Here is a 23912-nt window from a genome sequence, read left to right as displayed (position 1 = left end):
CCAGCCGCCGCAGATAGATACACCTCAAATCCTCACCCGCAGGCCGGTCAGATCGTCGGCCCGGATGCCTACCAGATACCAGTCGGCGGCGTACTCAATGCGGGTGGGCCTCCATCTGCCGCCCACCATCACATCGAAGCACTGTCCACAGTGCAGGCCGCCGTAATAGTCGGCCAGATCAAAGCGGATGTCGTAGCGGTCTGTCCGCTCGTCGAAGATCAATGCGCCCTGTTTCATAGTCGGGGCCTCCTTTGTCAGATTTTTCCCTCCGCCATATCGTGGGCGACGAGGGCGGTGTAGTAGCTTCCCATGGTGCTGGGGGCGTTGAACAGCACCGCCAGCAGGTATTTCTTGATGTTGCGGATTTTCGTGGTGTTCTCCCGCATACAGTCCATGACGAACTCGATATGGCCGCTGTTCAGTTTCAGCAGCTTGGCCTTTACCAGCTCGGCGGGGTAGTCGTCCCCGGCGACACGGATTGTCTTGCGGGCTGTGCAGACGGTTTCCACCAGCAATTCCACGATGCCGTCCAATTCCTCCCGGTCGATCTTGGAGTGGCGCAGGAGGTGGTCGTACTCGATGTTCTCCTTGATGATGTCCCGATAAATCTCAACCGCGCTCTGCGTGGCCGCTTCCGTTCTTTTCCTTTCCGGCGGCGAAGCCGCAACTCCGGGGCCCCCGCGCAAGCCCAGCGAAGCGGGTTGCGTGGGGAGAGGAGGCACAGCGCAGCGAGTGAGCTTTGCCGCTTGCGGCGAAGCGAGGGATGCGGAGCTTGTGCCGACGAGGGGAGGGGGCGAAAGGGAGGGAAGGGAATGGGTAATTGATGGGTCAGTAATAGATTGGTCTTTAGTTTCTCTATCTTTATTTAATTGCGTTGGATTTTCCGACGCCGGTTTTCCCGTTGTCGGGTTTTCCGACGACGGTTTATCCAACGACGGCGGCAAAGAAACAGGCTGTTCGTGGATGATGTACTCGTTGCTGCTGAACTTGCCGCCCTCGTCCGTAGTCTGGTGGCGCTCGATGTACCCGGCCCGCTCCAATTCGTTGACGGCGGAACGAATAGCGTCCTTGCTCTCCCGGTTGATGTAGCACAGGCCGGACAGGGTATAATCCCAATCTTCCGGGAGTGACAAAATCTGCGAAAGCAGGCCCTTGGCTTTCAGGGACAGGGACTTGTCCCGCAAGTGGTAGTTGGACATGACCGTGTACCCCTTGTTCCTCTCCACGCGGAATACTGGCATGGTTCTCCGCTCCTTTCGGTGTCTGGACATGAAAAAACGCCGCAGATTTTGAAAACCTACGGCGCAGACAATCCACCGCTTAAAAACGCCATATCAAGGCTTGTCCAACCTTGCTACGGCGTTTTTGGTGTAATTATAAGGGCTGTTTAATTGTCTTTAAGATATGAACAATCCGCATAATTGCGGGGTTTCCTATGTTGTGCATATATTGACGGCGCTACCGGCCCTACCGGCACCACCGGCCCTGCGGGTGCCGCCGGCCCTGCCGGTCCCACCGGCGCTACCGGCCCTACCGGCGCAACTGGTGTCACCGGTCCCACCGGCGCGACTGGCGTCACCGGTCCCACCGGTCCTACCGGACCCACCGGCGTCAATGTCACCGCCACCTCCGCCTACGCCGCCAACACCAGCGGAACTGTGCTGACCGTCATCCTGGCGGGCACCCTGGTGCCCCTGCCGGACAGCCAGCTCCTGTCCCCCGACATCACCGTCAACGGGGCCAACACTGTGTTCACCGTCAACACCTCCGGCCGGTACCAGCTCTCCTACGACATCAACACCACCGTGTCCCTGGCCAGCGGCACCCGGCTGCTGATCAACGGCGTGGCCAACACGGCCTCCACGGTGGCTCCTTTGGTGTCTTTGAGCCACTTCTCCAACGAGATCCTGCTGGATCTGACCGCCGGGGATACAGTCTCCCTGCAGATGTTCGGCATTGCGTCTGTTGCGACGCTGCTGCCCGGCTCCGCCGGCGCGTCGCTGACCATGGTCCGCCTGAGCTGAGGAGGGTTGCCGTATGTCACAGCCCACATTTCCCCAGATTGATCCCCCGCTGACCCGCGAGGGAAGCCTGAACGAGATCATCTCCTCCATCGCCGCTGAGGAGCTCAGCCTGAGCCACATCCTCAACGCCGAGGGCGAGAAGCTGCAATACGTCCTGGGCACCCTGCCGGGCCTCACCGAGGCGGCGGCCCTGGACGAGGTCATGAAGGTCAATGAGAGCGTGCAGAGCACCCTGTCCGGTATTGTGGAGCAGCAGATGCTGCTCTCCTCCAAGCTGGCCGCCGCTCTGTCCGCGCCCATCGCTCCCGGCCCCACGGGGCCTGCCGGTCCCACGGGGCCCCAGGGACCCGCCCAAGGCGTCACCGGGCCCACCGGGCCCACCGGACCCGACGGCGCTCCCGGCGTCACCGGACCCACCGGACCCACCGGACCCGACGGCGCTCCCGGCGTCACCGGGCCCACTGGGCCCACCGGGCCGGACGGCGCCCCCGGCGTCACCGGGCCCACCGGACCCACCGGGCCGGACGGCGCTTCCGGCGCCGCCGGGCTCACCGGACCCACCGGACCGGACGGTGCCGCCGGCGTCACCGGTCCCACCGGACCCACCGGACCGGACGGCGCTCCCGGCGTTACCGGGCCCGCCGGGCTCACAGGAGCTTCCGGAGCCACCGGACCCACCGGACCCCAGGGCGTTCCCGGCGCACCGGGGCCCAATCCCACCAGCACCGCCGCCTTCGCGGCCAACACCCAGGGCAGCACCATTCTGGCGGCGCTGGGCGGCACGGCCATCCCCCTGCCCAATGCCCAGGTGCTGTCTGCGGATATCACCGCCAATGCCGGAAGCACGGTGTTCACCGTGGCCACGGCGGGCACCTACCAGATCTCCTATCATGTGAACACCACCTTGTCCCTGCTGATGGGGACCCGGCTGGTGATTAACGGCGTGAACAACACCGCCTCCACCATCGCCCCTGTGGTGTCCACGTCCCACTTCCAAAACCAGATCAAGGTCACCCTGCCCGCGAACTCCACCATCACCCTCCAGATCTATCCGCCCGTTGTGGCCGGAACGGCCATCCTGGTGGGCGGCGGAGCGGGAGCTTCCCTGACCATCATCCGGCTGAGCTGAACACTGCCCGAACCCAGGGGGAGGCGCCTGCCGCCTCCCCCGCAAAACTCCCCCAAATGAAAGGAGCGTCCCATGGTAAGCGTCAGCTTATGTATGATCGTCAAGAATGAGGAGGATGTGCTGGAGCGGTGCCTGGAGAGCGCCGCCGGTCTGGCGGACGAGATCATCATTGTGGACACCGGCTCCACCGACCGCACCCGGGAGATCGCCGCCCGCTTTACGGATCAGATTTTCGACTTCCCCTGGGCGGACGACTTCGCCGCCGCCCGGAACGAGTCCTTTTCCCACGCGTCCATGGACTACTGCCTGTGGCTGGACGCGGACGACATACTGCTGGAGGCGGACCGGTCCGCCTTCCTGGCTTTGAAGGAGACCCTGGACCCCGCCGTGTCGGTGGTCATGGCCCCCTACCACACCGGCTTCGATGAGGGCGGCCGCGTCACCTTCTCCTACTACCGGGAGCGGCTGATCAAAAACCGCGCCGGAATGCGCTGGGAGGGGGCCGTCCACGAGGCCGTCGCCCCGGCGGGGCAGATCCTCTATGGGGACTTCGCCGTCACCCACCGCAAAACCCGTCCCGGCGACCCGGACCGGAACCTGCGGATCTACGAGGCCCAACTGGCCGCCGGAAAGACGCTGGACCCCCGCCAGCAGCTCTACTACGGCCGGGAGCTCTACTACCACCAGCGCTATGAGGATGCTCTGGCGGTACTGGAGAGCTTTCTTGCGGAGGGCCGGGGCTGGCTGGAGAACAACATCGACGCCTGCTGCCTCTGCTCCTATTGCCAGGAGGCGCTGGGCCGGGATGAGGCGGCGCTGGCGTCCCTCTTCCGCGCCTTTGTCTATGACCGGCCCAGGGCCGAGGTCTGCTGTGAGGCGGGCCGCTGGTTCTTCGTCCGGGAGCGGCACGGCCAGGCCGCCTACTGGTACGCCCTGGCTCTGACCTGCCCCCGGGACGACCGCCGGGGCGGCTTCGTCTCCCCGGACTGCTACGGCTATCTGCCCTGCATCCAGCTGTGCGTCTGTTACAGCCGCCTGGGAGATCAGGAGCGGGCAGAGTCCTTCAACGAGCTGGCGGCATCTTACAAGCCGGATTCTCCGGCGGTTCTCCACAACCGGGAGTGGTTCCGGTCCCTTGCCTCCGCGTGAGACTGAAAAGAGCCCCCATCTTCGGAAAATGCCGAAGATGGGGGCATTTGCGTCTACGCCTCTGTCCGCAGGGCCGCCTGGATCACCCAGCGGGTGGCGTGGCCCACGCCGGTGCAGGTGGAGAGGGTCAGGATCTCGCTGCCAATTGTGGGCTCCACTCCCGTGTGGATGACAGAGCGCCGCAGGGCGGTATCAATAAAGGACTGGCGGCCCTTCTCTGTGGTGATCTCCGGCGAGAAGGGCGGGTCCGTGACCCGGGGCTCCCAGGCGGCGAAGATGTCGTAATAGTGGACGCCCTCGTCGTCGATCAGGCAGATCTCCGGGCACTGCTCCCAGTAGCCGTCCCTGCGATAGTTGCGCAGGGAACCGAACATGGTGCGGTTACGCATATTGTGGCCGTAGATGATGGTGTTGAAGCCCCGGGGCTCCCAGGCCACCCGGTAGTCCAGGAAGATGGACCCGGCGGAGGTAGGGGTCTTGTCCCAGCTGCGGGTCAGGTAGGTCTCGTTGTCCTGGGGGCGGATCAGTGGGTAGGAGATGTCCGTGCCGGGGATGGCCACCCAGCCAGCCACGTCCTCGTTGACCTCCCGCAGGGCCTCCAGGTCGATGTCCGCCCAGGGGTCCGGCTCCTCCACCGGGGGCTCATCCGTGTCCGCCGGGGCGGACTGGGGCCGCCGGGAAACCGGTTTGCCCACCGCCGGCACACCGGCCAGCCGGCGGGCGTCGTCGATGGCCCGATCGTTTTTTCCGTACTGCAGCTGCTGGTAGGCCACGACCCCCAGACTGACGGCAAACACCGCCGCCAGGGCCGCGATCAGAATCCGGCGCGTCCGTTTTTTCATGGGGTCCTCCTCACTCAAGCAGGCCCGGACGTTTCGTCCGGGCCTGTGATCGGTTTTTGTCAGGCCTCCCGGGCCTCTCTCTCCTTTTTCAGCAGAGCCAGCAGGGCTGTGCCGGAGAACATGGCGGCGCACATCCAGATCAGGCTGCTGTCGCCGGTCTTGGGAACGTCGGTGAGAGGAACCTCCTCCTCGGGAATGGACTCCTCCGGCTCCTCCTCCACATTGGCCAGGGGAACGCCGTCCTCGGGGATGGAATCGGTGGGGGTATCGCCGCCGCTATTGTCGCTACTATTGTCATCGCCGCCTTCTTCCTTGGGGGCGGGCTTGGGAGAATCGGGAGCCTCCGGCTCATCGATCTCCTCAGGCGCCGGCGGCGCATACGGTACATTGAGCGTGTGCAGGAAGGTAAATTTGACCTCCTCCAGAATATCCGCTGTCTCATTATACTCCTGATCCGTATTCACACCGGTGAAGGTCTTTCCTCCATCCACAGAGACATAAACTCTCGGCTCTTCCTCATTGTTGCCTTTAACAACGGTAATCTCAATTTTGAGCTGCGTCGTGGTATACCCAATGCCTTCCAGCGTCTCATCGTCCAGACCGAGGGTATCCTTTAAGAAGTCCTTTTTTGCCTCCACAGGAGTGTTATCCATGTCAGCCCGGTAATTGAGGGCGCCGTTATCGTTCTTTTCGTCTCCTGCCTCCAGCCTTTCCTCCTCAAACCACTTATTCTCGGTCTCGGTGCCGCTGATAATCTTGTTGACTGTGTCAATGATTTCCTCAGCCGTGTCCGTACCTGTTCCCTCAACCAGCTGGTCAATCTTGTCTCCGATTTCCGCTACGAGCTTATCCCGCTCATCGTCCTTAATCTCAGGAGCGGACTCCCCGCCGCTGTAACCGCTGTCATAACCCTGGTTAAAGCCGTTCTCGTATGCCTCTTTGAGCTGATCCGCCGTCAGTCCGCTGTCCCCGAGACTTCCCAAAAAGCCGCTCATAAAGCCGTCATCATTGCCGCTGGGACGGGAAGCGGAATTCTCGGCCTTGGAATACTCCTTCAAATAGTCCAGCAGGTTCTTATAGGCCTCTTGATAGGTCTCATACGCGCCCGGTTCACTTTCCGAACCCTGATACGCCTCATAGGCCTTTCGATATTCGTCGAGTTTGTCCTGGTACGCCTTCTTCTCGTCCTCGCTGTACTGGTACTGCCTGCCGTCTTCTCCCGTGTAATCTTTCAAATCTTCGACCTTCGGCAGATCGTCCGGATTCATGAGGTCACCGGGCTTCGTCAAATTCTCCGGGTCCGTGACGCCCAATGTATCCAGCCGGTCCTTCGCGTCCGCACCAGCCTGCACGCCGGCCTCCTGGCCCTTCTGATTGACCTCCTCCAGCAAATCCTCTTTGGACTTGTCAGCGACGTCCGCGCCAGCCTGCGCGCCGGCTGTGGAACCGTTGTCAGAAATATCGGTAAAGTTTTCCTCCGTCACTATATCGTTCTTCTCTTCGTCTTTTCCCTGCACCTGACTAATGTTCACACTAACCTCGTCCGGCCGGGTGCCGTATGCGTTATTGTTGTCCTCCCAGATGTGCTCCACCTTGATCGTCACGTAGGATGTGGCGTTTACCGCCGTAGCCGTGGCCGTCAGCAGGGCCATTACCGTGAGCATCAGACTTTTCATCGGCTTTCTTAAATTCTTCTTCATGTTGTGTGCTCCCTTCTCGTATATCAAAATAATTTGAATACCGTATTGGGTGGGGCCGCTCGGCACAGCCCCTTGTGTTTACAGCCATACAGTACCACAAAAAGGTTACAGCAAGGTGACAGCTCCCTCAATTTCCAAGGACTTCCCGCAAAATCTCCAGCCGCCGGCTGACCTCCTCCGCGATCTCCGGCATCTTCCCCTCCAGATAGGGCCCGGGGCACTCCGTTCTATCTGAGAACATCTTGTGAATTGTCAGGTTTCCGGTCTCGTCCCCGGTGTACTCCAGGGACTGAATCCCGCTGCGCCAGCAGATGTCCGTACACAGCTGGAGCAGAGCCTCGTAGGACGCGTCGCTGACATGCCACTCCCCGCCGATCTCGTCGTTGGCCACCTCGATGGTCACCGCCTGATGGTCGTTCTCCGGGCTGCTGGAGGTCCAGGCCCGGTTCCCCTCCTCCACATAGAGGGCCACACGGCCCTCGGTGTCAATGGCGTAATTGGAGGAGGCCCGCCGGTCCGGCTGCGCGAACACCTCCCCCAGCCGCTCCAGGGGGATGTCGTCCGCCATGTGGTGGATGGTGATCTTTTTGACCGCATCCTCCCGGGGGAAATCGGCGTTGACGCTGAGGTAGACATACTCCGTCAGGGGGCTGTTGCGGGCGATGATCTCCGTCTGCTCCGCCGCCGTCAGGGGCCGTCCTGCGTTCTCCGGGATTCCCGTCCCGGCAAAGCGCCATGCCGACAGAACAATGGCCGCCGAGGCGGCAAACACCGCCAGCAGCAGCCATACGCGCCGGAACTCCTGTCTGTTCGTCTCCATCTCCGCCCTCCGCCGTCAAAGGAAATAGGTGTAAACCATATATACGCAGCACCACGCGAAGTGGGCCGCCAGCAAGACAAACACCGCCCTGGTGGCGGCTATGCCCAGAGTCCTGCCGCCCTTTTGGGGCTCTCCCGCCGATACCAGCGTCAGGGAGGTGATGCCGCAATAGAAAAAGCTGGTGTCCATCAGATTGTGGACCAGAAAAGCGGCGGCCCCGGGGGCCCCGGTCTTGTGGAAGTGCCGGACGATGACGATCACCAGCATCGCCATGGCGATCAGGCCCAGCTCCACGCCGATGTGGATGAGGAAATTGTGAATGTGCCAGGTGCCGAAGTACTTGTCCCCGTCGTACAGGTTCCACTCCCGCCACTGGCCGGGCCCCAGGCCCAGCACCGGGTGGAAGAGGAGATACCCCAGGCCGTTTTCCATCATCTCAATCCGCTCGGCAAAGGTGGCCAGGGCGCTGGGCCGGATGGCCACGGCGGCCGCCGCCACGGCGATTCCCCCGCCGGAGAGGCCCATGGCCGCCCAGCGGTAAGTCCGGAGAAACCGCTCAAAGGTCCCCCAGCTGGCCGCCAGAGCCAGCAGCCACGCCAGCAGAAACAGACAGAACCAGGGAATGCGGGTCTGCCGGGCGGTGACGTACATCAAAATTCCGGCGGCAAAGCACAAACTGGCCTTGGCCAGCACAACGAAGCCATAGCCGAAGACCTCCTGCCAGGAGGCGCGGCGTTTCTTCTCCAGCAGCAGCGCCAAAATACCCGCCGCCATGGCGAGAAAACTGCCCATAGACAGCGTCATGGCCAGCGCGGCCAGCACCAGGGGCTCCGCACGGCGCAGGGCGCGATTCAGCGCGTCCTCCTCCCCGTCCTCCTCCAGACAGGCGGTGATGGCAAACCACCCCACCGCCAGAAAGATGCCCAGGGCGTTGGGGTTGCGCAGCAGTCCGCCCAGGCGGCCCGCCGTCCCGCTCAGGGCCTGGAGCAGAAACATCCCCAGGCTGACAGCCGCCGCGCCCCCGGCCCACAGGGCGTTGAGCCGCTTCAAAAGCCGCAGCTCGCCGCCGTTCATGCAGGCCATGATAAAATAGATGGCAAAAAAAATCACATGGGTGGAGGGGTATCCCTGCACCGTATTGCCAAAGGTCATATAGGCGGACGCCATGCCCAAAGCCAGATACGCCGCCATGGGCACGGCAATCCAGAGGTCGACCCGGGCGGAGCGCCGGAGGCCCAGCCCCGCGGCACACAGCAGAATGCCCACCATCCCGGTGCTCAGGGCGTTGGCCACGCCGAACTGGACCAGCGCGGCCTGGGCCAGGATCAGCAGGACAAAGACATAGTGGTCAAACAGCGCATCCAGCGCACGCCCTAATTTACCGCTCAACGCTTCGCGCCTCCTCCCTCATTCCGCTCTGTCATTCCGCCAGCAGAGCGCTGTCCATCAGGCGCATCAGCTCCAAAACGCTGCGGAAATGCCCCTCCAGCTTCCGCTCCCGCCAGAGCAGGGAGCCCTGCCAGCTGGCGTTCTGCCGGAAGAGGACCCGAATCTCAAAAACCGCCAGGTTCTTCTCCCGTCCGGGCTGGGACCGCAGGGCCGGCCGGGCCTCCACCGGGCAGAACTCCCGGGCCTCCGTCTCCCGCTGGGGGGAGTTCTCCCGGTCCATCAGCTCCTCCATAAAAAACAGCAGCTGCGCCATACTGGAAAACCGGAGCGGCTTCGGCATCTGAGGACCGCTCAGCGTCCCCACCGGCCGCCGGTCCTCATAGGACACGACGCGCACAGTGACAGTGTTCTTGCCGCAGGCCATGTATTGCACGCTCTCCGCCAAACAATCACTCTCCTTCACAGCGGCTTTTTGAAATTCTCAATCGTCGAAGAAATCCTGACGGATTTCAAGTCAAATCAACGCAGTCCTGACGGGAATAGAAGCCTCAAAGCGGCGTTTTGACGGTTTCAAACAAGGCCTAATCCCAAATTTCTCATTCCAATTTTCAAAGCCTCTACCAGTTTCCGTCAAATTTTACCATAAAAAGGTTACAGATTGGTGACAGCTCCTCAAATCTCCCGCCACTCTGCCTTAGTCGGCATCTCCCGGGCCGGCGCCCCTCTGGACGCGGTCTCCCTGGACGGCAGCACGGGCAGCAGACTGGTCCGCACGGCCACCGTCCGCCCCAGCAGCGTGTTTTTGAAGGCGTCAAGGCCCCGGCGCAGAACCCGCTCGGCGTTTTCATAGCTGGCGGTGGGCAGCAGCAGAAGGTACTGGTTGGCGTTCAGCCGGGCGGCCACGTCCTCAGAGCGCAGCCGCGACAGACAGGACTTCTCCAGCTCCGCCATGACCGCGGCGCTCCGCTTGGCCTCCGGGTATCCGCCGTCCCGTTCCAAAACCGTCAGCAGGCACAGCTGCACCACCCGGCCGGAGCGGTACATCCCCCGGGCCATCAGGCGGTAGATGTCCCGGAACACGGCGTACTCGCAGATCAGCGCGCCCCCGGCCGCTTCCTCCTCCAGCAGCTGCCTGCGGATGATCCGCAGGTCCAGCTCCACGGAGGCGTCGATCCGGGCAATCTCCTGGTAAAAGGCCACCAGCTCCGGCGAGGGGGCTACGCCCAGCTGGTCCATGTACAGCTTTGACACCTGGCTGTAATGCTGCAGCGCCGTCTGGGTGGCCCCGGAGGCGTGGAACAGCCGCATCAAAAGCAGCTGGCACTGCTCGTCATAGGGGTCCAGCGTTGCGGCCTGACGGCACACGCCGACGGCCTCGTCCAGCCGTCCCAGCTCCCACAGGCGGTTGGCCGCGCCGTAGGACAGCCGCAGATACCGGGTGTGATAGTATGTACGCAGGGGCAGCGTCCAGGCGGCCCCCGCCGCGTTGGGCAGAAAGTCCCCCTGGTACCGGGGCAGGAACTCCAGGACCGCGGGGAGCGTCCTGTCCGGCGCGGCGGAAAAGGCGGCATACAGCTCCTCCAGCTCCTCCGCGTCCGTGCGCACCTCCAGCTCCGGAGCCCAGAAATAGCGTCCCCGGCGGTAGAGCAGGACCTGTTTTCCGTCCGGGAAGCCCAGCTCCTCTAGAATGGCACGCGCCCTGTGCAGGGTGGTTTTCAGGGCTCCCACCGGATCGGCCGCCTCCTCGCCGTCCTCCCAGATAGCGCCGATCAGCTCCTCCTGGCCCACGCCGTTCTGGTGAAATGCGCACAGATACTCCAAAAAGCTCCACAGCCGCTGGGAGGCCCGCTCCTGCTCCGAGATGACACGCTCCCCTTCCGGACAGGAAACGGTAAATCCTCCGAAAAAAGTAACACACAAAGCCTGCTGCATAGGTTTGAATCTCCTTTTTTCTCTTTTCTGTCATACGGCGAAAAACCTGCAACCCCTGTGACACCGCGCCTCCGAAAGATACGAAATTTATATTCTGTATCTCACAATTTTATAAGGTATGCGCACTGAGGTGCAATTATAGCACAGTCCATTTTATATTTTCAAGTAGCAATCGGTTATTTTTTCCTGATAATAAGCAAATTATGGAAAAAATAACCGGTTTTTTCCAACTTCTAACAACTTCTGAACGCCTATGCCGCGTGTTTCCGGCGTCCCCTCATGTTCGCACTTTGTAGTATCGAAATATACATTTCGTATCTATAACGTGCAGGCCATGGCAGCCCGCAGAAAACGCCGCGCCGCCGGCCCTCAGCCAGAGCGCTCCGTCTGCCGCGGGTCCCGCTCCCTCAGAGGGTTCCATGTCCCTCTGACAAAGGAGATCAGATACAGCGCAAAGAGCAGCACATTATGGGCGATCATGCAGCCCCAGGCGGCCACCAGACCCAGCCCCAGCAGGCGAATGCAGAGAAACGTCCCCACAATGCGGACGCACCACATGCCGATGATGTTGTAGACAAAGGGCGTTTTGGTCTTGCCCACGCCCATCATCATGCCCTCCACGATGATGGACACACCGTACAGCGGCTCCGAAACCGCCACCATCCGCAGCACTGTGGCGCCCAGCGTGACAACCTCCCCGCTGCTGGAGAAAATCCCCATCAGCAGCGGCGCGGTGGCAAAGAGCGCCCCGCCGGTGACGCACATCAGGCAGACCTCCACCGGCAAAAACATGGCGGTCAGCGCCTTCATGCGCTTTTGGTCCCCGGCGCCGTAGGCGTTGCCGGTCAGGGTGGCGGCGGCGGTCTGCATCCCGTAGCCGGGGATATAGAAAGCGGACTCCACGGTGTTGGCAATGGTGTGGGCGGCTGTGGCCGCCTCTCCCAGGGAGTTAATCATGGCAGCAAAGGCCACGTAGCCCAGAGAGGTGCCGAACCGCTGGAGCATATTGGGCAGGGCGACGCGCAGGCAGGGCCGCAGAATCAGCGGGTCCGGCCGCAGGGTCTGCCCTCTGGGGGAGATTACGGGATGCCGCCACAGCGCCCACGTAATGCGGATGCCGCCCCAGGTAAAGGCCGCGGCGCTGGCGGCGGCCGCGCCCACGACGCCCATTCCGGCGCCGGGCACCGTGACGGCGCGGCCAAACAGCACCGCCGTGCGGGTGGGATAGATCAGCAGGAAGTTCAAAACCACGTTGATGCAGTTCACCCACACGCCCACCTTCATGGGCGTTCTGGTGTCCCCCGCCGCCCGGAGGGCGGTGCCGAAGATGATGCTGGCCGTCCGGGGCAGCAGGGGCAGGTACAGGATCAGGAAATACCGGGAGGCCGTGGGGCGGATGCGGGGCTCCACCTGCATCCAGACAGGAATCACCCCGCTGAGAGAGGTGACGAGCACCGTGGAGAGTATGCCGATCACCAGCACAGCCAGAGCCGACTGAGCGGCGGCCCTTCGGGCCATCCGGGCGTCCTGCGCCCCGCAGGCCTTGGCGATGATGCCCAGAAAGCCCACGCCGAAGGCAGTGATCGAATTAAATACCAGCCACCCCACGGTACTGGTGGCCCCCACTGCCGCCGTAGCCTGGGTGCCCAGGGCCCCCACCATGGCGGTGTCAATGTACTGGACCGCGGACTGGCTGATCTGCTCCAGCATAGTGGGCCAGGCCAGGGTCAAAATCACCCGGACCATGGCCCGGGACTCACTTTGTAATCTAATCATACCACATTCGTCACCTCAGTCGCCGTATTACTGTATCGGTCCTATGATAGCGCGATTCTCCAGGATTTGCAAACCCCTTTTTTCATTTCAATTCCACTCCAAATGTCGTATGATAAAAAGTGACCTTCTGCGCGTGCAGATCGTTATACAGTCAGAAAACCAGGAGAGGAGTAGACAGCCTTGACAGCGGAGGAGACCTTTGAAAAAACCTACGCGGCATACGGTCCGGCGCTCTACCGCTTCTGCCTGGTGCAGCTGGGCAGTCCCGCAGACGCGGAGGACGCGCTGCAGGAGGTGTTCTGCAAACGGCTGTACCGCGCGCCGGACTTTGTGACGCCGGAGCAGGAGCGGCAGTGGCTGTTCCAGGTGGCTGCCAACCAGTGCCGGGACGAACACAGGCGCCGCCGCAGACGGGACCTGCCCCTGGACGAGACCCTTCCCGCCCCGGCGGCGGAGTACCTGGGCCTGTGGGAGCAGGTGGCGGCTCTGCCGGAGAAGCACCGGGCGGCCATCCACCTCCACTACGGCGAGGGGTACAGCGTAGAGGAGACGGCGAAGATCCTGGGCGCCACCGTCTCCGCGGTGAAGATGCGGCTGAAACGGGGCCGGGAGGCCCTGCGGAGAGAATGGGAGGATACGTTATGAACCGGTATCAGGCGATGATGGAGACACTGCGCGTCCCGGCGGAACAGGCGGAGCGATTGAACATGGCAGTTTTGGCGGCGGAGCCGAAGAAGCGGCGGGTCTTCCGCCCCTGGGGCATTGGAAAAAAAGCACTGCTCGCGGCAGTATTGGCGGCGGGACTGCTGGTCACGGCGGGAGCCGCCCTGGAGACCGTGGCGTGGGACCCGGTGTTTTTGGAGCGGTTCGGGCTGGCATCTCCGGAGGTCCCTGGGGCAGAGGGCGTATTTCGGGACATGAACGCCGTCAGCGTCTGCGGCGATGTGACGCTGACGGTGCGCCAGGCCATCGGGGACCGGAAAAACCTTTATGTCCTGCTGGACTGCCAGCTGCCGGAGGACACGGACCTGGAGGCTGTCGCGGCGGCGGAGCACCTGCCGCCCCTGCGAATCGCTACGCTCCGAGGAAGGGAGATTGCCTGGGAGGACATCCGGGACATGAGCCTGGAGGAGCAGCAGGAAGCGTATGCGCATGTCCAAATCGGCAGTGTCTCCGGCCAGTCCACCCAAACCTTGGGCTTTGACCCGGAGACCCGCTCTCTGACCTGTATGCTCAGCGCCAGCTTCCAGGAGGGATGGGACCTGAGAACGCTGCTGAATCCCACCATCACCCTGCTGGTATGGCCGCCGGAGCTGGAGCTGGACGGTGAGGACACCCTCTTGGCGGACCACGCCGCCGTCGTCACCTTCCGCCCCTCCTTCGACGCGGACACTGTCGCCGGGAAGGCGACGGCGGACGGCGCCGCCTACACGGCGGAGGTCTCACCCCTGTCCGTCCAGGTACGCATGAAGGGGGAGGATCTGCCAAATATGAGTGACCAGTCCGTCTCCCGGGAGGTCGAATCCTCCCTGGCCCTGCGCCTCCGGGACGGTACGGAGCTCTCCTGGGCGGACCTCCAGCTCTCCGGCGGCAGCTCCTCCTCCAGCGCCAGCTTTACCCACCGCGACGGCGGACGCCTCAGCGGCCGGATCATGCTGAACGTGGTCTTCCGGGAGCTGATGGACCCGGCGGAGGTAGAGGCCGTTCTGGTGGGGGACGTGGAGATCCCCCTCTCGTAACGGCGAAAAAACCGGGACCCCGGAAAACCGGGGTCCCGATTTTATTCACTTTTTATTTCTCCAGCCCAATGGACTCCGCCAGCCAGCGGCCCTCCGCGTATCGCAGGCACATGGTCACATAGGTCATGGAATCCTCGGAGCTGATCCGGTGCCGGACGGACACCACGGCGGAGGAAGGGGACTGGTCGTCGTCGGCGGTGATGTCCACCCCGGCGATGCTGACATAGCCGGACACATCCTCGTCATAGAGGTCCACCGCTGCCCCCTCCGCCAGCAGGGCCCTGGTCTCCGGGGTCCAGGCATCGGAGAACACCGCCGGCAGCAGGGTATCCACCGTCTCCCGCAGGGCCGTCATCCATCCCGGAACGGCCACGTCCGGGGTGACGGGCTGGAAGGACGCCGCCATGTCGGCGAAGTTCGCCCCATAGCCCTCGGCGGCCTCGGTGAAATACCGGGCGGTAAGGACGAAGACGCCCCCCTGCCGGTCGTCCGCCAGGGTGACGGCGGCGTTGGCCGCGTCCCACTCCGCACCGGATTCGTCCCCCACCCAGGCGTTCAGGGCCGCCCGGCCCGCCGTCCCCGGCTGGTCCTCCACCATGTCAAACTCCGCCTCCAGGGCCGCCCGGGTCTCCGCCAGCACCGCCTCCAAGGAGGTGTTCCGACGATGGGAGATGGTGAAGCTGCACTCCGGCAACTCCTCCGGCAGGGGCTGCCGGGGCCGCACGGTGTAGCCGCCCCCCTCCCAGGTTCCGCAGTAGCGCTCTTCGTTGATATAGAGGACGAAGTTATCCGCGGCCTCGTCCCGCCCCGGGCCGTAGTGGATCGCCACCAGATGCAGTTCCCCGATGTCCCCGCCGGTGAGGGACAGGACCTCCGGGACCGTCTGTACCGCGTCCGGCGGGGGAGCGTCATCCGGCGTCACAGGCGCGCCAGGCCGCCGGGACGCATAGACCGCCAGAGTACACAGCACCGCCAGACACGCCGCGGCGGCCAGGCCGCCCCAGCGGAGGCCGGAGGGTCTTTCCTTCCGCTCGCTCCGCTCCAGCAGCGCCGGGTCCGCGGCGCCGATGGCCAAAAACAGCCGTTCCTCTTTTCTCATAGGGCATATCCCTCCTGTTCCAGGTGACGGCGCAGCTTCTCCCGGGTGCGGTAGAGGCTGGTCTTCACAGTGTTCAGCTTCAGACAATAGCGCTTGGCGATCTCCGCCAGGGACTCGCCGTACCAGTACCGGCGCAGAAATATGCCGCAGTCCCGGGGCGGCAGGGTGTGGAGAAAGCGGCCAATCTCCGCCTCCAGCTCCCCGTCCTCCACCGCCTGGGCGGCGCTGGGGGCGGCGGGAACGCAGTCCCCCAGCTCCTCCAGCACCAGCGGCAGCTCTCCCCCGCCCCGCTTCTCGGCGCGGCCCGCGCGGAAGCGGTTGAAGGCAAGACTCCGGGCGATCTTCCCCAGGAAGGGGGCCAGGTATTGGGGCCGGTTGTCCGGCATGGAATTCCACGCCCCCAGCCAGGTATCGTTGACGCACTCCTCCGCGTCCCGGGCGCTGGAGAGCAGGTTGTAGACGATGGCGTAGCAGTACCCGCCGTACTTCCGGCTGGTCTCCGCGATGGCGTCGCCGCTGCGCCGCCAGTACAACTCCACGATGCGGCTGTCGTCCATTCCGATCATCTCCTCTCAGACAGTATCAAAGGCCTTTCACCCATCAAGTCAGAAACGGCTGGGAAAGGTTCTCCCGGATTTGTAATTTTGACCTTGCCGGGCGCTGTTTGAAAAATGTCATATAACGCCCCAATCCGGCGGGAGGGGGGCGGGCTCTGTCCCGGCCTGTCCGCCGGAAACCCGGCGGTTTCGGGAAAACGGGCGGGGACAGAGCCGCAGCGCCAAAATCGCGGATGATAAAATGCCCGGTTGGGCGCTTTTCAGGGGGGCGGACCTTTACACCGCTCTCCCTGTTGTGCTACAATAGGCGGAAAAGGAGGCAGCCTGCAGTGTTGGATTTTGAGAAGATCGTAGAGTACCGCAACAAGCGCAACCGTTTCGCCCGCAAGCTGGGCATCGTGGTGGAGTCCATCTCCCCCGGCTCCGCCCGGGTTGTAAAGACCATTGAGGAGGACGACCTGAACCCCCTGAACCGGGCCCACGGCGGGGTATATTTCACCATGGCGGACTCCGCCGCCGGCTCCGCCATGGTATCCAGGGGCTACGCGGCAGTGACCATGAGCGCCAACTACAACTTTTTCCGCAGCGCTGCGGCGGGGGATGTCGTCACCGCCGAGGCTTCGGAGGTGAAGGCCGGTAAGACCATCTGCGTCTACGACGTGCGGGTCACGGACCAGAACGGCAATCTGCTGGGCACGGGGACTTTCACGTTTTATCAGCTGGAGGAGAAGATTGAGATCTGAGCCAGGGCGGGGGCGGACATTCGGGCACATCCCCCCCGAATCCCATCATACAATTATGATTGATAAAAGTCCATATTAGAAATCTCCAATGGATCATCCCGCTTCCGGCCATCGGCTATTGACCAGCGCTGTTCCCTGCGGTTCTTTTTGGGAGGCATTACGGTCTCCATACCTGCTGAAGCTGCATAGGCCAGAATGTCATTTATTTCATAGCCCCGGTCCGCTGGCAGAACCTGCGCGGAAGCCCTGGTACACAGAGCTCTCACGCATAGAATGACCCCACCCAGGCGACAAGTTTCATTCAACTTGTTCAGATTGGGCGGGGTCATTCAAAATTAAATCGGTTTATGCTTTTCCTCTCTTGCCTCATGTGGAAAACGGGTATGATAAACGCACTGAATCCGCCGTAAAGCCTCCTCAACCGTTGAACGCGGACAGGCCACATTCATACGCATAAACCCATTCCCTTCCTCACCAAACCAGAAGCCTTTGTCCAGGCCCACTTCCGCTTCATTGGTAAAAAAGCCGTCCAGCCGCTCACTATCCAGACCAAGTCCCCGGCAGTCCAGTCACATCAGGTAAGCTCCCTCCGGCTGAATCAGCCGAATTTTAGGCATATGCGCTTTTAAGACGCCATCCAGATAGCGGATATTTCCTTCCAGATAACGGACCAGCTGATCTATGTACTCCTCTCCGCCGGTATAGGCGGCAATGTAAGCGTCCAGTCCGAAAGTCGAGATGGAGACTGCCCGGTCATTCTGCAAAACAGGATTTATCCGGTCCCGGATTTCGTCATTAGGCCTTGTTTGATAAATGGCAAAGCGCTGCGCCTCTATCCGGTCGCTGCACCAACAATCACCCGCATAAAAAAGGACAAGGCTCAACTGAGCCTTGTCCTTCCGCTTTGCTTGCGCGGAGTCATCAAAAGATCGCACCACCGCTCCAAATCCGGGATTGCGTGATCGCCAGCACTGTCTCCGTCGGGACCCCGGCAATCTCACTTCCGAAAATCTCCTGCAGCCTCCCGCCGCTCAGCATGGAGGCAAGCTGGGACTTTGCCGCTGCGGACGCGGCCGCCTCAGAAGCCTGAATATGCCGTTGAATCTGCTTTTCCACCAACAGCTTCATAAACTCGGCGTGGCGGGCCATACGCAAATCCCACCAGCTCTCTTCATCGTCAGAGCCGCTCTTGGAGAACGTGATCTCACCGCCGCCGCTGGAAGAACAGGCGTTGCAGATATTGCCGTCCTCACCGATGGCAACGGCCTGGGACATATCCCATGTACTTCCAGGTATGATAGCCTCGTTCCGCGCCTTGTCAAAGGCAAACCAGGTGTCGATCCTCGCAAAAATCTCCTGGGCGTAGGCCGGGTCCTGCTCCATGCGCTCCTGCACCTTGGGATGAATGACCACGGCTTTGCTCCCAGGCGGGACGCTGCCCAGGGCGCGAATCTCCTTTGGGGCAATAAACCTGCCGTCTATGGAACCGTAAAAGGGATTGGCCCCGGCGGGCTGCCAGTTCTCCAGCGTTTCTTTCGCCTTGTCCCCGTCCTGATACAGCAGATAGTGGGGATAGTCGTTCCTGGTACGCCAATAGCCGCTGCCGGCGTCAAAAACATGGTAATGGATGTTGGGATATTTCGCTTTCAGCATGGTTTCCAGAGATGGAGCCTCCGCCGCCTCCACGCCCTCGGTCCGAACCTGCCCGCCGGACCGAACCGCTGAATCCATCATCAAACCTGCGGGCGCATCCGCCACGCCTGTAATCCCGCCCGGGCCGGCCGTAAACGTGTCGGTCCTGCCCCGGCCGGCCTGCGTTGCCAGATCAAGAAAGCTGCCGGGTTTTGCCCCGGTCCGCTTTGTTTCGCGGGCCTTTGCGGGGGCGCCGCATGTCTGCGTTCCGAAGCTTGGCTGAATGGTATTGCTCATTGTTTCACCCTTCCTTTTTTCATCACATATTGAGGAAAAACATATTCGTGCCCACTGGTAAAGAAGCTTCCTGTGTAACCACGGAGGCAGATGCCAGCCGGGTTTTCAGCAAATCGCCAATATTGGAGAAGGTCTTCCCCGGCGCCGCCGTTTCTGCAGTACATTCCCGCAATGCCCCTGCGCCATGTTGCCGACTGCTCGTGATACTGCCGCTGCTGTTCCGCCTTTTTCCCGGCCTTTTCGGCATTGATTCTGTTTACCTCGGCCACACGCTCCGGGGAATCGCCGCAGCCGCCGGTGATTTCCGGCCTGCCGCTGATTTCCGGCGCATCAGGCGCGCCTCTGCCGGTCTGCGCCGCCAAATCGAGGAAACTGCCGGCCTGTGTCCCAGGCCGCTTTACTTCATAGGCCTCTGTGAGGATATTGTATAGTCCTGTTCTATAATGAGGTTGAATCATCCTGTTCATAAACCGCTTCTCTCCTGCAGTAAAACAGCTGCGGAAAATACCTGCCGCTCTGTTTTCAGCTCCAATTCTCCCATGTACTTCTCCGCCTCCCGGCGCACGTTGGACAAGCCGATGCCATGCATGGAAACATCTTCTTTTTTTGTTGAGACAGGCAAGCCGTTCTGACCCAACACCACCTCGCCCGCAAAAGAGTTTTTGACCTCGATCAGGAAGAAGCGCCCCGTTCTCTTTCCTGCCAGCACAATAAAACGCTCTCCCTCCTTCACCTTCTCGCAGGCCTCCACCGCGTTTTGCAGCAGGTTTTGAAGGATGATCCCCACGTCAAAGGCGTCATAGGCTCCCAGCGGCTGGAAACGGAAATCCGCCTGAAAACGGATTCCCAGATCCAGGCTCCGCCGCTGCGCATCGTTGACAATCACATCTGTGACCGGGTTTCCCGTCTGGAGCGTCAGCGCAAAGCCGCTCATGCTCTTGTCCAGTTTGGCGATATACTCCTCCAGGCCGGCGTACTCGCCGCTCCGGACCAATCCCTTGATGTTGGTCAAGTGGCCCCGCATCTCATGCTTTAGTCCGCGAACCTGGGAATAAAACTGTTCCACCTCATGAATACGCGCCCGAATCGCCTGCGTCTGACGGTATTCCACATAATGAGCGGCCTGTTCCTCCCGCAGCTCCGCCATTCCCTGCTGAAAGACAATGGTCAGATAGGCCCCTGCATAGAACAGCAGGGCCAGCACCGGCACCACCGCCAAAAACGCCGGGTGCCTATCATAGAGCTGGAGCAGAACACCGTCCTTAAACTCAATCAGCAGCCGGGAAATCACCTGTCCAAATAGAATCCCCGCCGCCGGCACCAGGCCGAGGCAGCACAGCTCCCTCCATCGGAGGTGTATCTGCCGTTTTTGGAGCCGGCGCTGAAGAGCGTACAGCATGGCGGCAAACAGGACGGCGTGGGACAGCAGGAACAGCGTCACCAGAACAGCGGCTCGGAAAAAGACCGCCTCCAGCGGTTCCGCGGGGAGGGGCAGCGACCGCTCCAGGATGAAATACAGGCTCTCCACCATCAGGCCGCTGGAAATCCTGGCGTTGAAATAGAGCAGTGTCAGGAGGAACGCCAGGGCTCTCTCCAGACGGATGCACCCGGAAACTGCCAGCAGCATTGCCGTCAAAATCACGCCAAAGGAGCCCTGGGGAAGCGCCGCCCAATTGCAGACCAGTTCAAAAAGGAGATCGACGGAAAAGACAAGGAGCAGCCTTCGCAGCCTTCCGTCCTGTGGTATAAACGGGCGGAAAAAGGCGGTGAGCAAACCGGCATACAGCAGCTCCGCACCGATTGAAAACGCCTGGTTGAACATCCGAAATCCCGTCTCGCTCATAGGGCGGCTCCTTTTTTCAGGAAGCGGAGATGCGCTTTCACAAAATCCTGATATTTATACTTGGAAATCAGCAGTATCTCTCCGCCGGCCAGCGTCAGCTCCTTTTTGCTGTACCCCTCCACATAGGCGAGGTTGACCAGATACCCCTTGTGGATGCGGCAGAACTGTTCTCCCAGCTCCACCTCCAGGTCCCGGATCTTCCCGTAGCAGGAAAACTCCCCGTCCTTCAAATGCAGTACAACCTTGTGATTGCTGCTTTCGATGTAGAGGATGCTGTCCAGCGGAACAGTCCGGCTGACGCCCGCCGATTGAACCGTGAGCGTGCGGACCTTGACTGCCCGTCCGGCCTCGATCTGCGCGGCGGCGCGGGCAAAGACCCGGGCAAATTTTTCCTCGTCCACCGGCTTGAGCAGGTATTGGAACGCCCCCACGTCAAAGGCATCGAACACATACCGCTCATAGCCGGTTACAAATATAATGACAGGCTGGGCGGCGGCCGGCCGCCCTCTGATCTGGCCGGCCAGGGCCATCCCGTCTGGACCGGCGCCGTCCAGCTCAATATCCAAGAGGAGCAGGTCGATCTCCCGTCCGTCCGCAAGACACTCGCCGGCGGATGTGTACTCCACAATCTCACAGGGACAGGGCTGCGCTTGAATCAATGCCTTCAGATAGGCGCGGGTCCGGGGTTCATCATCACAAATTGCCGTTCTAATCATACCAATATTCCCCTATGTGTTTACTCGCTCAGACGGCCCGGAAAATAAGGCCGCTTGACGTAACTGGACCGTTTGACAGCGCAACCGGACCGTGCCGTCTGTTTTTATATTACATCATACGGGAATCCGCGGCAAGCATTGCTGCGCTTTGGAAATCCTGTCCGCATCCTACCTCTGAAAATTTTAAGGGCCGAACAGCTTGTGGGCGGTGAGGAAGCCCTGGACCAGATTCTGCACGCCCTGTTCAACCGGGAGCTCTATCCCGCCTATCCCTGCCTGCCCTATCAGGATTTCCTGAACACCTGCGGACTGACAGGGAAGGATTTGAACCCTGCGTGAACTATTTTGCCATGACCGGAGGCGAAATCCTCAGAACGCACCAAAGCCACGGAAATCCAATTGATTTCCGTGGCTTCACTTCTATTCTCCGCACTTTTTCAGGCAGGTTGGTTTTGCAGGGCCAGATACGCCTGCTTTGTTGTCCCGCAGGCTGTGACGCATATGGCGGCATTGAATTTGGCGAGATCAGCTGTGAACCCGACAGGGCAGACAGCACATGGGCTGCACCAGTGTCTATAAAGAGAAACGGCTGCTCCGCTATCCCTCTTTTGGAGAATGCCAGCATTGCAAAGAGAATCATCCATGTCTGCCGATCGATTCTCCGGCAGAACGGCAAAGCTGACGAAGTCCCCTGAAAATAAAACTCTTACTGTAACATTGCGATAAAAACAGTTCATATTTGCAAGCAGTCATCACAGATGATGTTCGTATTATCAGCAATGAGATTTATCGCCCTGATTGTAGCGCCGGCACTCCTTTAACATCAATCGCCACACATGCCGCTGCGGAAACGTTCAGCCGGCTGATCTTTTCTGAAAACGGCTTTCTTTATGAGGTCTTTACATCCGACGGAAAATCATGTAAGATGAGGAAAATACCGGAAGAGGAGGTGTCGTTCAACCGGGGTCTGGTCCCCCCGATCTTTTTCCCCGCGTAAGAGAATGAAAAGAGAAGGAGAACCAACATGAAATTCAATCCTGTCGTCACGGCAATCGTGGTGATCTACCTGCTGATTATGCTGTTCATCGGCTGGTATTCCTCCAAGAAGATCACCTCCAACACCGACTTCATGGTGGCTGGACGCCGCCTGGGCCCCCTCCTGATGGCCGGCACTCTGGCCGCCACGGAGATCGGCGGCGGCAGTTCCCTGGGCGTTGTGCAGCAGGGCATGGAGAGCCACGGCCTCTCCGCTGCCTGGTACATCATCACCATGGGCCTGGCCTTCGTAATCCTGACCTTCCTGGCCCCCAAGTTCCGGGCCGCAACGGTGAAGACCGTGCCCGAGTACTTCCGCCGCCGCTACGGCAAGAGCGCCGGCATCGTCACCGCCGTCATTATGCTTCTGCCCCTGGTGGGCGTGACGGCCAGCCAGTTCATCGCCTCCTCCGTGATCCTCTCCACCATGCTGGGCATCAGCTACAAGACCGCCGTCATCGTGGTGGTGGTGGTGGTCACCGCCTACTCTATCATGGGCGGACTGTGGTCCGTGACCCTGACGGACTTCATCCAGGTGTTCCTGATCGTCATTGGCATGATCATCGCCGTTCCCTTCGCCCTGAACCGGGCCGGCGGCTGGGAGAGCGTTGTGGCCAACGTCCCCGCAGAGACCTTTGACATGTTCAAGGGTTACAGCCCCATGGCGGTGATCTCCCTGACCGTTATGTACGTGGCCACCTTCACCGTGGGCCAGGAGGCCGTCTCCCGCTACTACGCCGCCCGGGACGGCAAGGCCGCCCAGCAGGGCTCCATTCTGGCGGCCCTGGTGAACTTCATCTACGCCTTCATCCCCGCGATCCTGGGCATCATCACCCTGGCCCTGATTAACATGGGCAAGTTCAGCTCTGAGGAGTTCGCCTCCGTGGGCGCCCGCTACGCCCTGCCCGTGCTGGCCATGGAGGTCATGCCCGCCGTGATCTGCGGTCTGCTCTTCGCCGGCATCATCTCCGCTACCATGTCTTCCTCGGACTCCGACCTGCTGGGCGCCGGCTCCATTTTTGCCAACGACATTTACCACGCCGTGCTCAAGCCCGGCGCCTCCAGCCAAGAGGTCATGCGGGTCACTCAGGTCACCATGGCCATCGTGGGCGTGGCCGCCGGGTGCATTGCCCTGTTCAACACCTCCAGCATCGTCTCCATCCTGATGTTCTGCTTCACCCTCCGGGCCGCCGGCGCCTTCTTTCCCTATGTGCTGGGACACTACTGGAAGGGCGCGTCCCTGGCGGGCACCATCGCCTCCCTGATCTCCGGCACCGTGATCGTGGTGTACCTGGAGAAGATCTCCGGCAACGTGCTCTTCGGCATGAAGGTCAGCCAGCCCATCGTTCCCGGCCTGGTGGTGGCGCTGGTGTTCTTCCTGGTGTTCTCCAAGGTCTTCCCGCCCAAAAACCAGACTACGGAGCTGGCCTACGAGGAGGACTGATTCCTCTTCGGACAACGCACCTACGCTTCAAGCGGCGGCCTTTGCG

At 61.4% G+C, this 23912-nt stretch carries 26 protein-coding genes; 10 read left to right on the top strand and 16 right to left on the bottom strand.

The genetic code is table 11. The features are described from left to right. Positions 1-24 precede the first annotated feature (24 nt). Both C816_RS05115 and C816_RS05110 read right to left on the bottom strand, forming a co-directional pair. Positions 25-237, bottom strand: a complete 213-nt coding sequence (locus tag C816_RS05115; protein WP_016321357.1) for a DUF5348 domain-containing protein — start codon at positions 235-237, stop codon at positions 25-27. Positions 238-254: 17 nt separating this feature from the next. Next, positions 255-1241, bottom strand: a complete 987-nt coding sequence (locus C816_RS05110; protein ID WP_016321356.1) for a DUF6017 domain-containing protein — start codon at positions 1239-1241, stop codon at positions 255-257. A gap of 180 nt (positions 1242-1421) precedes the next feature. Between C816_RS05110 and C816_RS05105 the strand changes: the two genes are divergently transcribed. The 3 genes from C816_RS05105 (at position 1422) to C816_RS05095 (ending at position 4302) form a co-directional block, all read left to right on the top strand. Beyond that, positions 1422-2024 (top strand): BclA C-terminal domain-containing protein, encoded by a 603-nt coding sequence (locus C816_RS05105; protein ID WP_016321355.1) that lies wholly within the window; start codon positions 1422-1424, stop codon positions 2022-2024. A gap of 13 nt (positions 2025-2037) precedes the next feature. After that, complete coding sequence (locus C816_RS25425) at positions 2038-3153, top strand: collagen-like protein (protein ID WP_016321354.1); 1116 nt, start codon at positions 2038-2040, stop codon at positions 3151-3153. 72 nt (positions 3154-3225) lie between these two features. Next, positions 3226-4302: a glycosyltransferase family 2 protein gene (locus C816_RS05095; RefSeq protein ID WP_016321353.1), complete on the top strand. Its 1077-nt coding sequence runs from the start codon at positions 3226-3228 to the stop codon at positions 4300-4302. A gap of 53 nt (positions 4303-4355) precedes the next feature. On the opposite strand, the gene C816_RS21585 is transcribed toward C816_RS05095, so the two are convergent. From C816_RS21585 to C816_RS05060, 7 genes are all read right to left on the bottom strand, one after another. Further along, on the bottom strand, positions 4356-5144 hold the full coding sequence (locus C816_RS21585; RefSeq protein ID WP_016321352.1) for a class B sortase: 789 nt from the start codon (positions 5142-5144) through the stop codon (positions 4356-4358). Between the two features lie 59 nt (positions 5145-5203). Then, positions 5204-6844 (bottom strand): hypothetical protein, encoded by a 1641-nt coding sequence (locus tag C816_RS05085; RefSeq protein WP_016321351.1) that lies wholly within the window; start codon positions 6842-6844, stop codon positions 5204-5206. Between the two features lie 127 nt (positions 6845-6971). Then, positions 6972-7664: a peptidoglycan recognition protein family protein gene (locus tag C816_RS05080; RefSeq protein WP_016321350.1), complete on the bottom strand. Its 693-nt coding sequence runs from the start codon at positions 7662-7664 to the stop codon at positions 6972-6974. Between the two features lie 15 nt (positions 7665-7679). Further along, on the bottom strand, positions 7680-9053 hold the full coding sequence (locus tag C816_RS05075; RefSeq protein ID WP_016321349.1) for a hypothetical protein: 1374 nt from the start codon (positions 9051-9053) through the stop codon (positions 7680-7682). Positions 9054-9084: 31 nt separating this feature from the next. Further along, positions 9085-9498, bottom strand: a complete 414-nt coding sequence (locus tag C816_RS05070) for a hypothetical protein (protein ID WP_016321348.1) — start codon at positions 9496-9498, stop codon at positions 9085-9087. Positions 9499-9725: 227 nt separating this feature from the next. Continuing rightward, the gene (locus C816_RS05065; RefSeq protein ID WP_016321347.1) at positions 9726-10985 is read right to left on the bottom strand and encodes an AfsR/SARP family transcriptional regulator; all 1260 of its coding nucleotides are present in this window, start codon (positions 10983-10985) and stop codon (positions 9726-9728) included. Positions 10986-11354: 369 nt separating this feature from the next. Then, positions 11355-12761, bottom strand: a complete 1407-nt coding sequence (locus C816_RS05060) for an MATE family efflux transporter (RefSeq protein WP_155978892.1) — start codon at positions 12759-12761, stop codon at positions 11355-11357. A gap of 180 nt (positions 12762-12941) precedes the next feature. Between C816_RS05060 and C816_RS05055 the strand changes: the two genes are divergently transcribed. Together C816_RS05055 and C816_RS05050 are read left to right on the top strand one after the other, a co-directional pair. Next, a complete protein-coding gene (locus C816_RS05055) occupies positions 12942-13406 on the top strand; it encodes an RNA polymerase sigma factor (RefSeq protein WP_016321345.1) in 465 nt (154 codons plus the stop codon). Next, the gene (locus tag C816_RS05050) at positions 13403-14500 is read left to right on the top strand and encodes a hypothetical protein (RefSeq protein ID WP_016321344.1); all 1098 of its coding nucleotides are present in this window, start codon (positions 13403-13405) and stop codon (positions 14498-14500) included. The genes C816_RS05055 and C816_RS05050 overlap by 4 nt, the downstream gene beginning before the upstream one ends. Before the next feature lie 52 nt (positions 14501-14552). On the opposite strand, the gene C816_RS05045 is transcribed toward C816_RS05050, so the two are convergent. Together C816_RS05045 and C816_RS05040 are read right to left on the bottom strand one after the other, a co-directional pair. Then, on the bottom strand, positions 14553-15599 hold the full coding sequence (locus tag C816_RS05045; RefSeq protein WP_016321343.1) for a hypothetical protein: 1047 nt from the start codon (positions 15597-15599) through the stop codon (positions 14553-14555). Continuing rightward, complete coding sequence (locus tag C816_RS05040; RefSeq protein WP_016321342.1) at positions 15596-16156, bottom strand: RNA polymerase sigma factor; 561 nt, start codon at positions 16154-16156, stop codon at positions 15596-15598. Before C816_RS05040 ends, C816_RS05045 begins: the two co-directional genes overlap by 4 nt. A gap of 329 nt (positions 16157-16485) precedes the next feature. Between C816_RS05040 and C816_RS05035 the strand changes: the two genes are divergently transcribed. Further along, positions 16486-16899, top strand: a complete 414-nt coding sequence (locus C816_RS05035; RefSeq protein WP_016321341.1) for a PaaI family thioesterase — start codon at positions 16486-16488, stop codon at positions 16897-16899. Between the two features lie 569 nt (positions 16900-17468). On the opposite strand, the gene C816_RS24735 is transcribed toward C816_RS05035, so the two are convergent. The 5 genes from C816_RS24735 to C816_RS05010 all read right to left on the bottom strand — a co-directional run bounded on the left by C816_RS24735 (position 17469) and on the right by C816_RS05010 (position 21387). Continuing rightward, a complete protein-coding gene (locus tag C816_RS24735; RefSeq protein ID WP_040654636.1) occupies positions 17469-17834 on the bottom strand; it encodes a hypothetical protein in 366 nt (121 codons plus the stop codon). Then, the gene (locus C816_RS05025) at positions 17821-18633 is read right to left on the bottom strand and encodes a hypothetical protein (protein ID WP_242832112.1); all 813 of its coding nucleotides are present in this window, start codon (positions 18631-18633) and stop codon (positions 17821-17823) included. Before C816_RS05025 ends, C816_RS24735 begins: the two co-directional genes overlap by 14 nt. Positions 18634-18824: 191 nt before the next feature. Then, a complete protein-coding gene (locus tag C816_RS05020; RefSeq protein WP_016321338.1) occupies positions 18825-19295 on the bottom strand; it encodes a hypothetical protein in 471 nt (156 codons plus the stop codon). Continuing rightward, positions 19292-20671, bottom strand: coding sequence for a sensor histidine kinase (locus C816_RS05015; protein WP_016321337.1), 1380 nt, complete (start codon positions 20669-20671; stop codon positions 19292-19294). The genes C816_RS05020 and C816_RS05015 overlap by 4 nt, the downstream gene beginning before the upstream one ends. Further along, the gene (locus C816_RS05010; protein WP_016321336.1) at positions 20668-21387 is read right to left on the bottom strand and encodes a LytR/AlgR family response regulator transcription factor; all 720 of its coding nucleotides are present in this window, start codon (positions 21385-21387) and stop codon (positions 20668-20670) included. Before C816_RS05010 ends, C816_RS05015 begins: the two co-directional genes overlap by 4 nt. Before the next feature lie 201 nt (positions 21388-21588). Here C816_RS05010 and C816_RS05005 point away from each other — a divergent pair, with 201 nt between their 5' ends. The 4 genes from C816_RS05005 to C816_RS05000 are packed head-to-tail and all read left to right on the top strand — an operon-like array spanning position 21589 to position 23866. Continuing rightward, positions 21589-21726, top strand: coding sequence for a hypothetical protein (locus C816_RS05005; protein WP_155978890.1), 138 nt, complete (start codon positions 21589-21591; stop codon positions 21724-21726). Further along, entirely contained in the window at positions 21723-22082 is a 360-nt protein-coding gene (locus C816_RS23450; RefSeq protein WP_155978889.1) for a hypothetical protein, read from the top strand. Before C816_RS05005 ends, C816_RS23450 begins: the two co-directional genes overlap by 4 nt. 44 nt (positions 22083-22126) lie before the next feature. Continuing rightward, positions 22127-22384: a hypothetical protein gene (locus tag C816_RS24730; RefSeq protein ID WP_242832111.1), complete on the top strand. Its 258-nt coding sequence runs from the start codon at positions 22127-22129 to the stop codon at positions 22382-22384. 27 nt (positions 22385-22411) lie between these two features. Then, entirely contained in the window at positions 22412-23866 is a 1455-nt protein-coding gene (locus tag C816_RS05000) for a sodium:solute symporter family protein (RefSeq protein ID WP_016321334.1), read from the top strand. Positions 23867-23912: the final 46 nt, after the last annotated feature.

This window comes from Oscillibacter sp. 1-3, from assembly GCF_000403435.2.
Lineage (GTDB): Bacteria > Bacillota > Clostridia > Oscillospirales > Oscillospiraceae > Oscillibacter.
The sequence above is the reverse complement of the archived record's forward strand: the minus strand, read 5'-3'. Positions and strand labels throughout refer to the sequence as shown.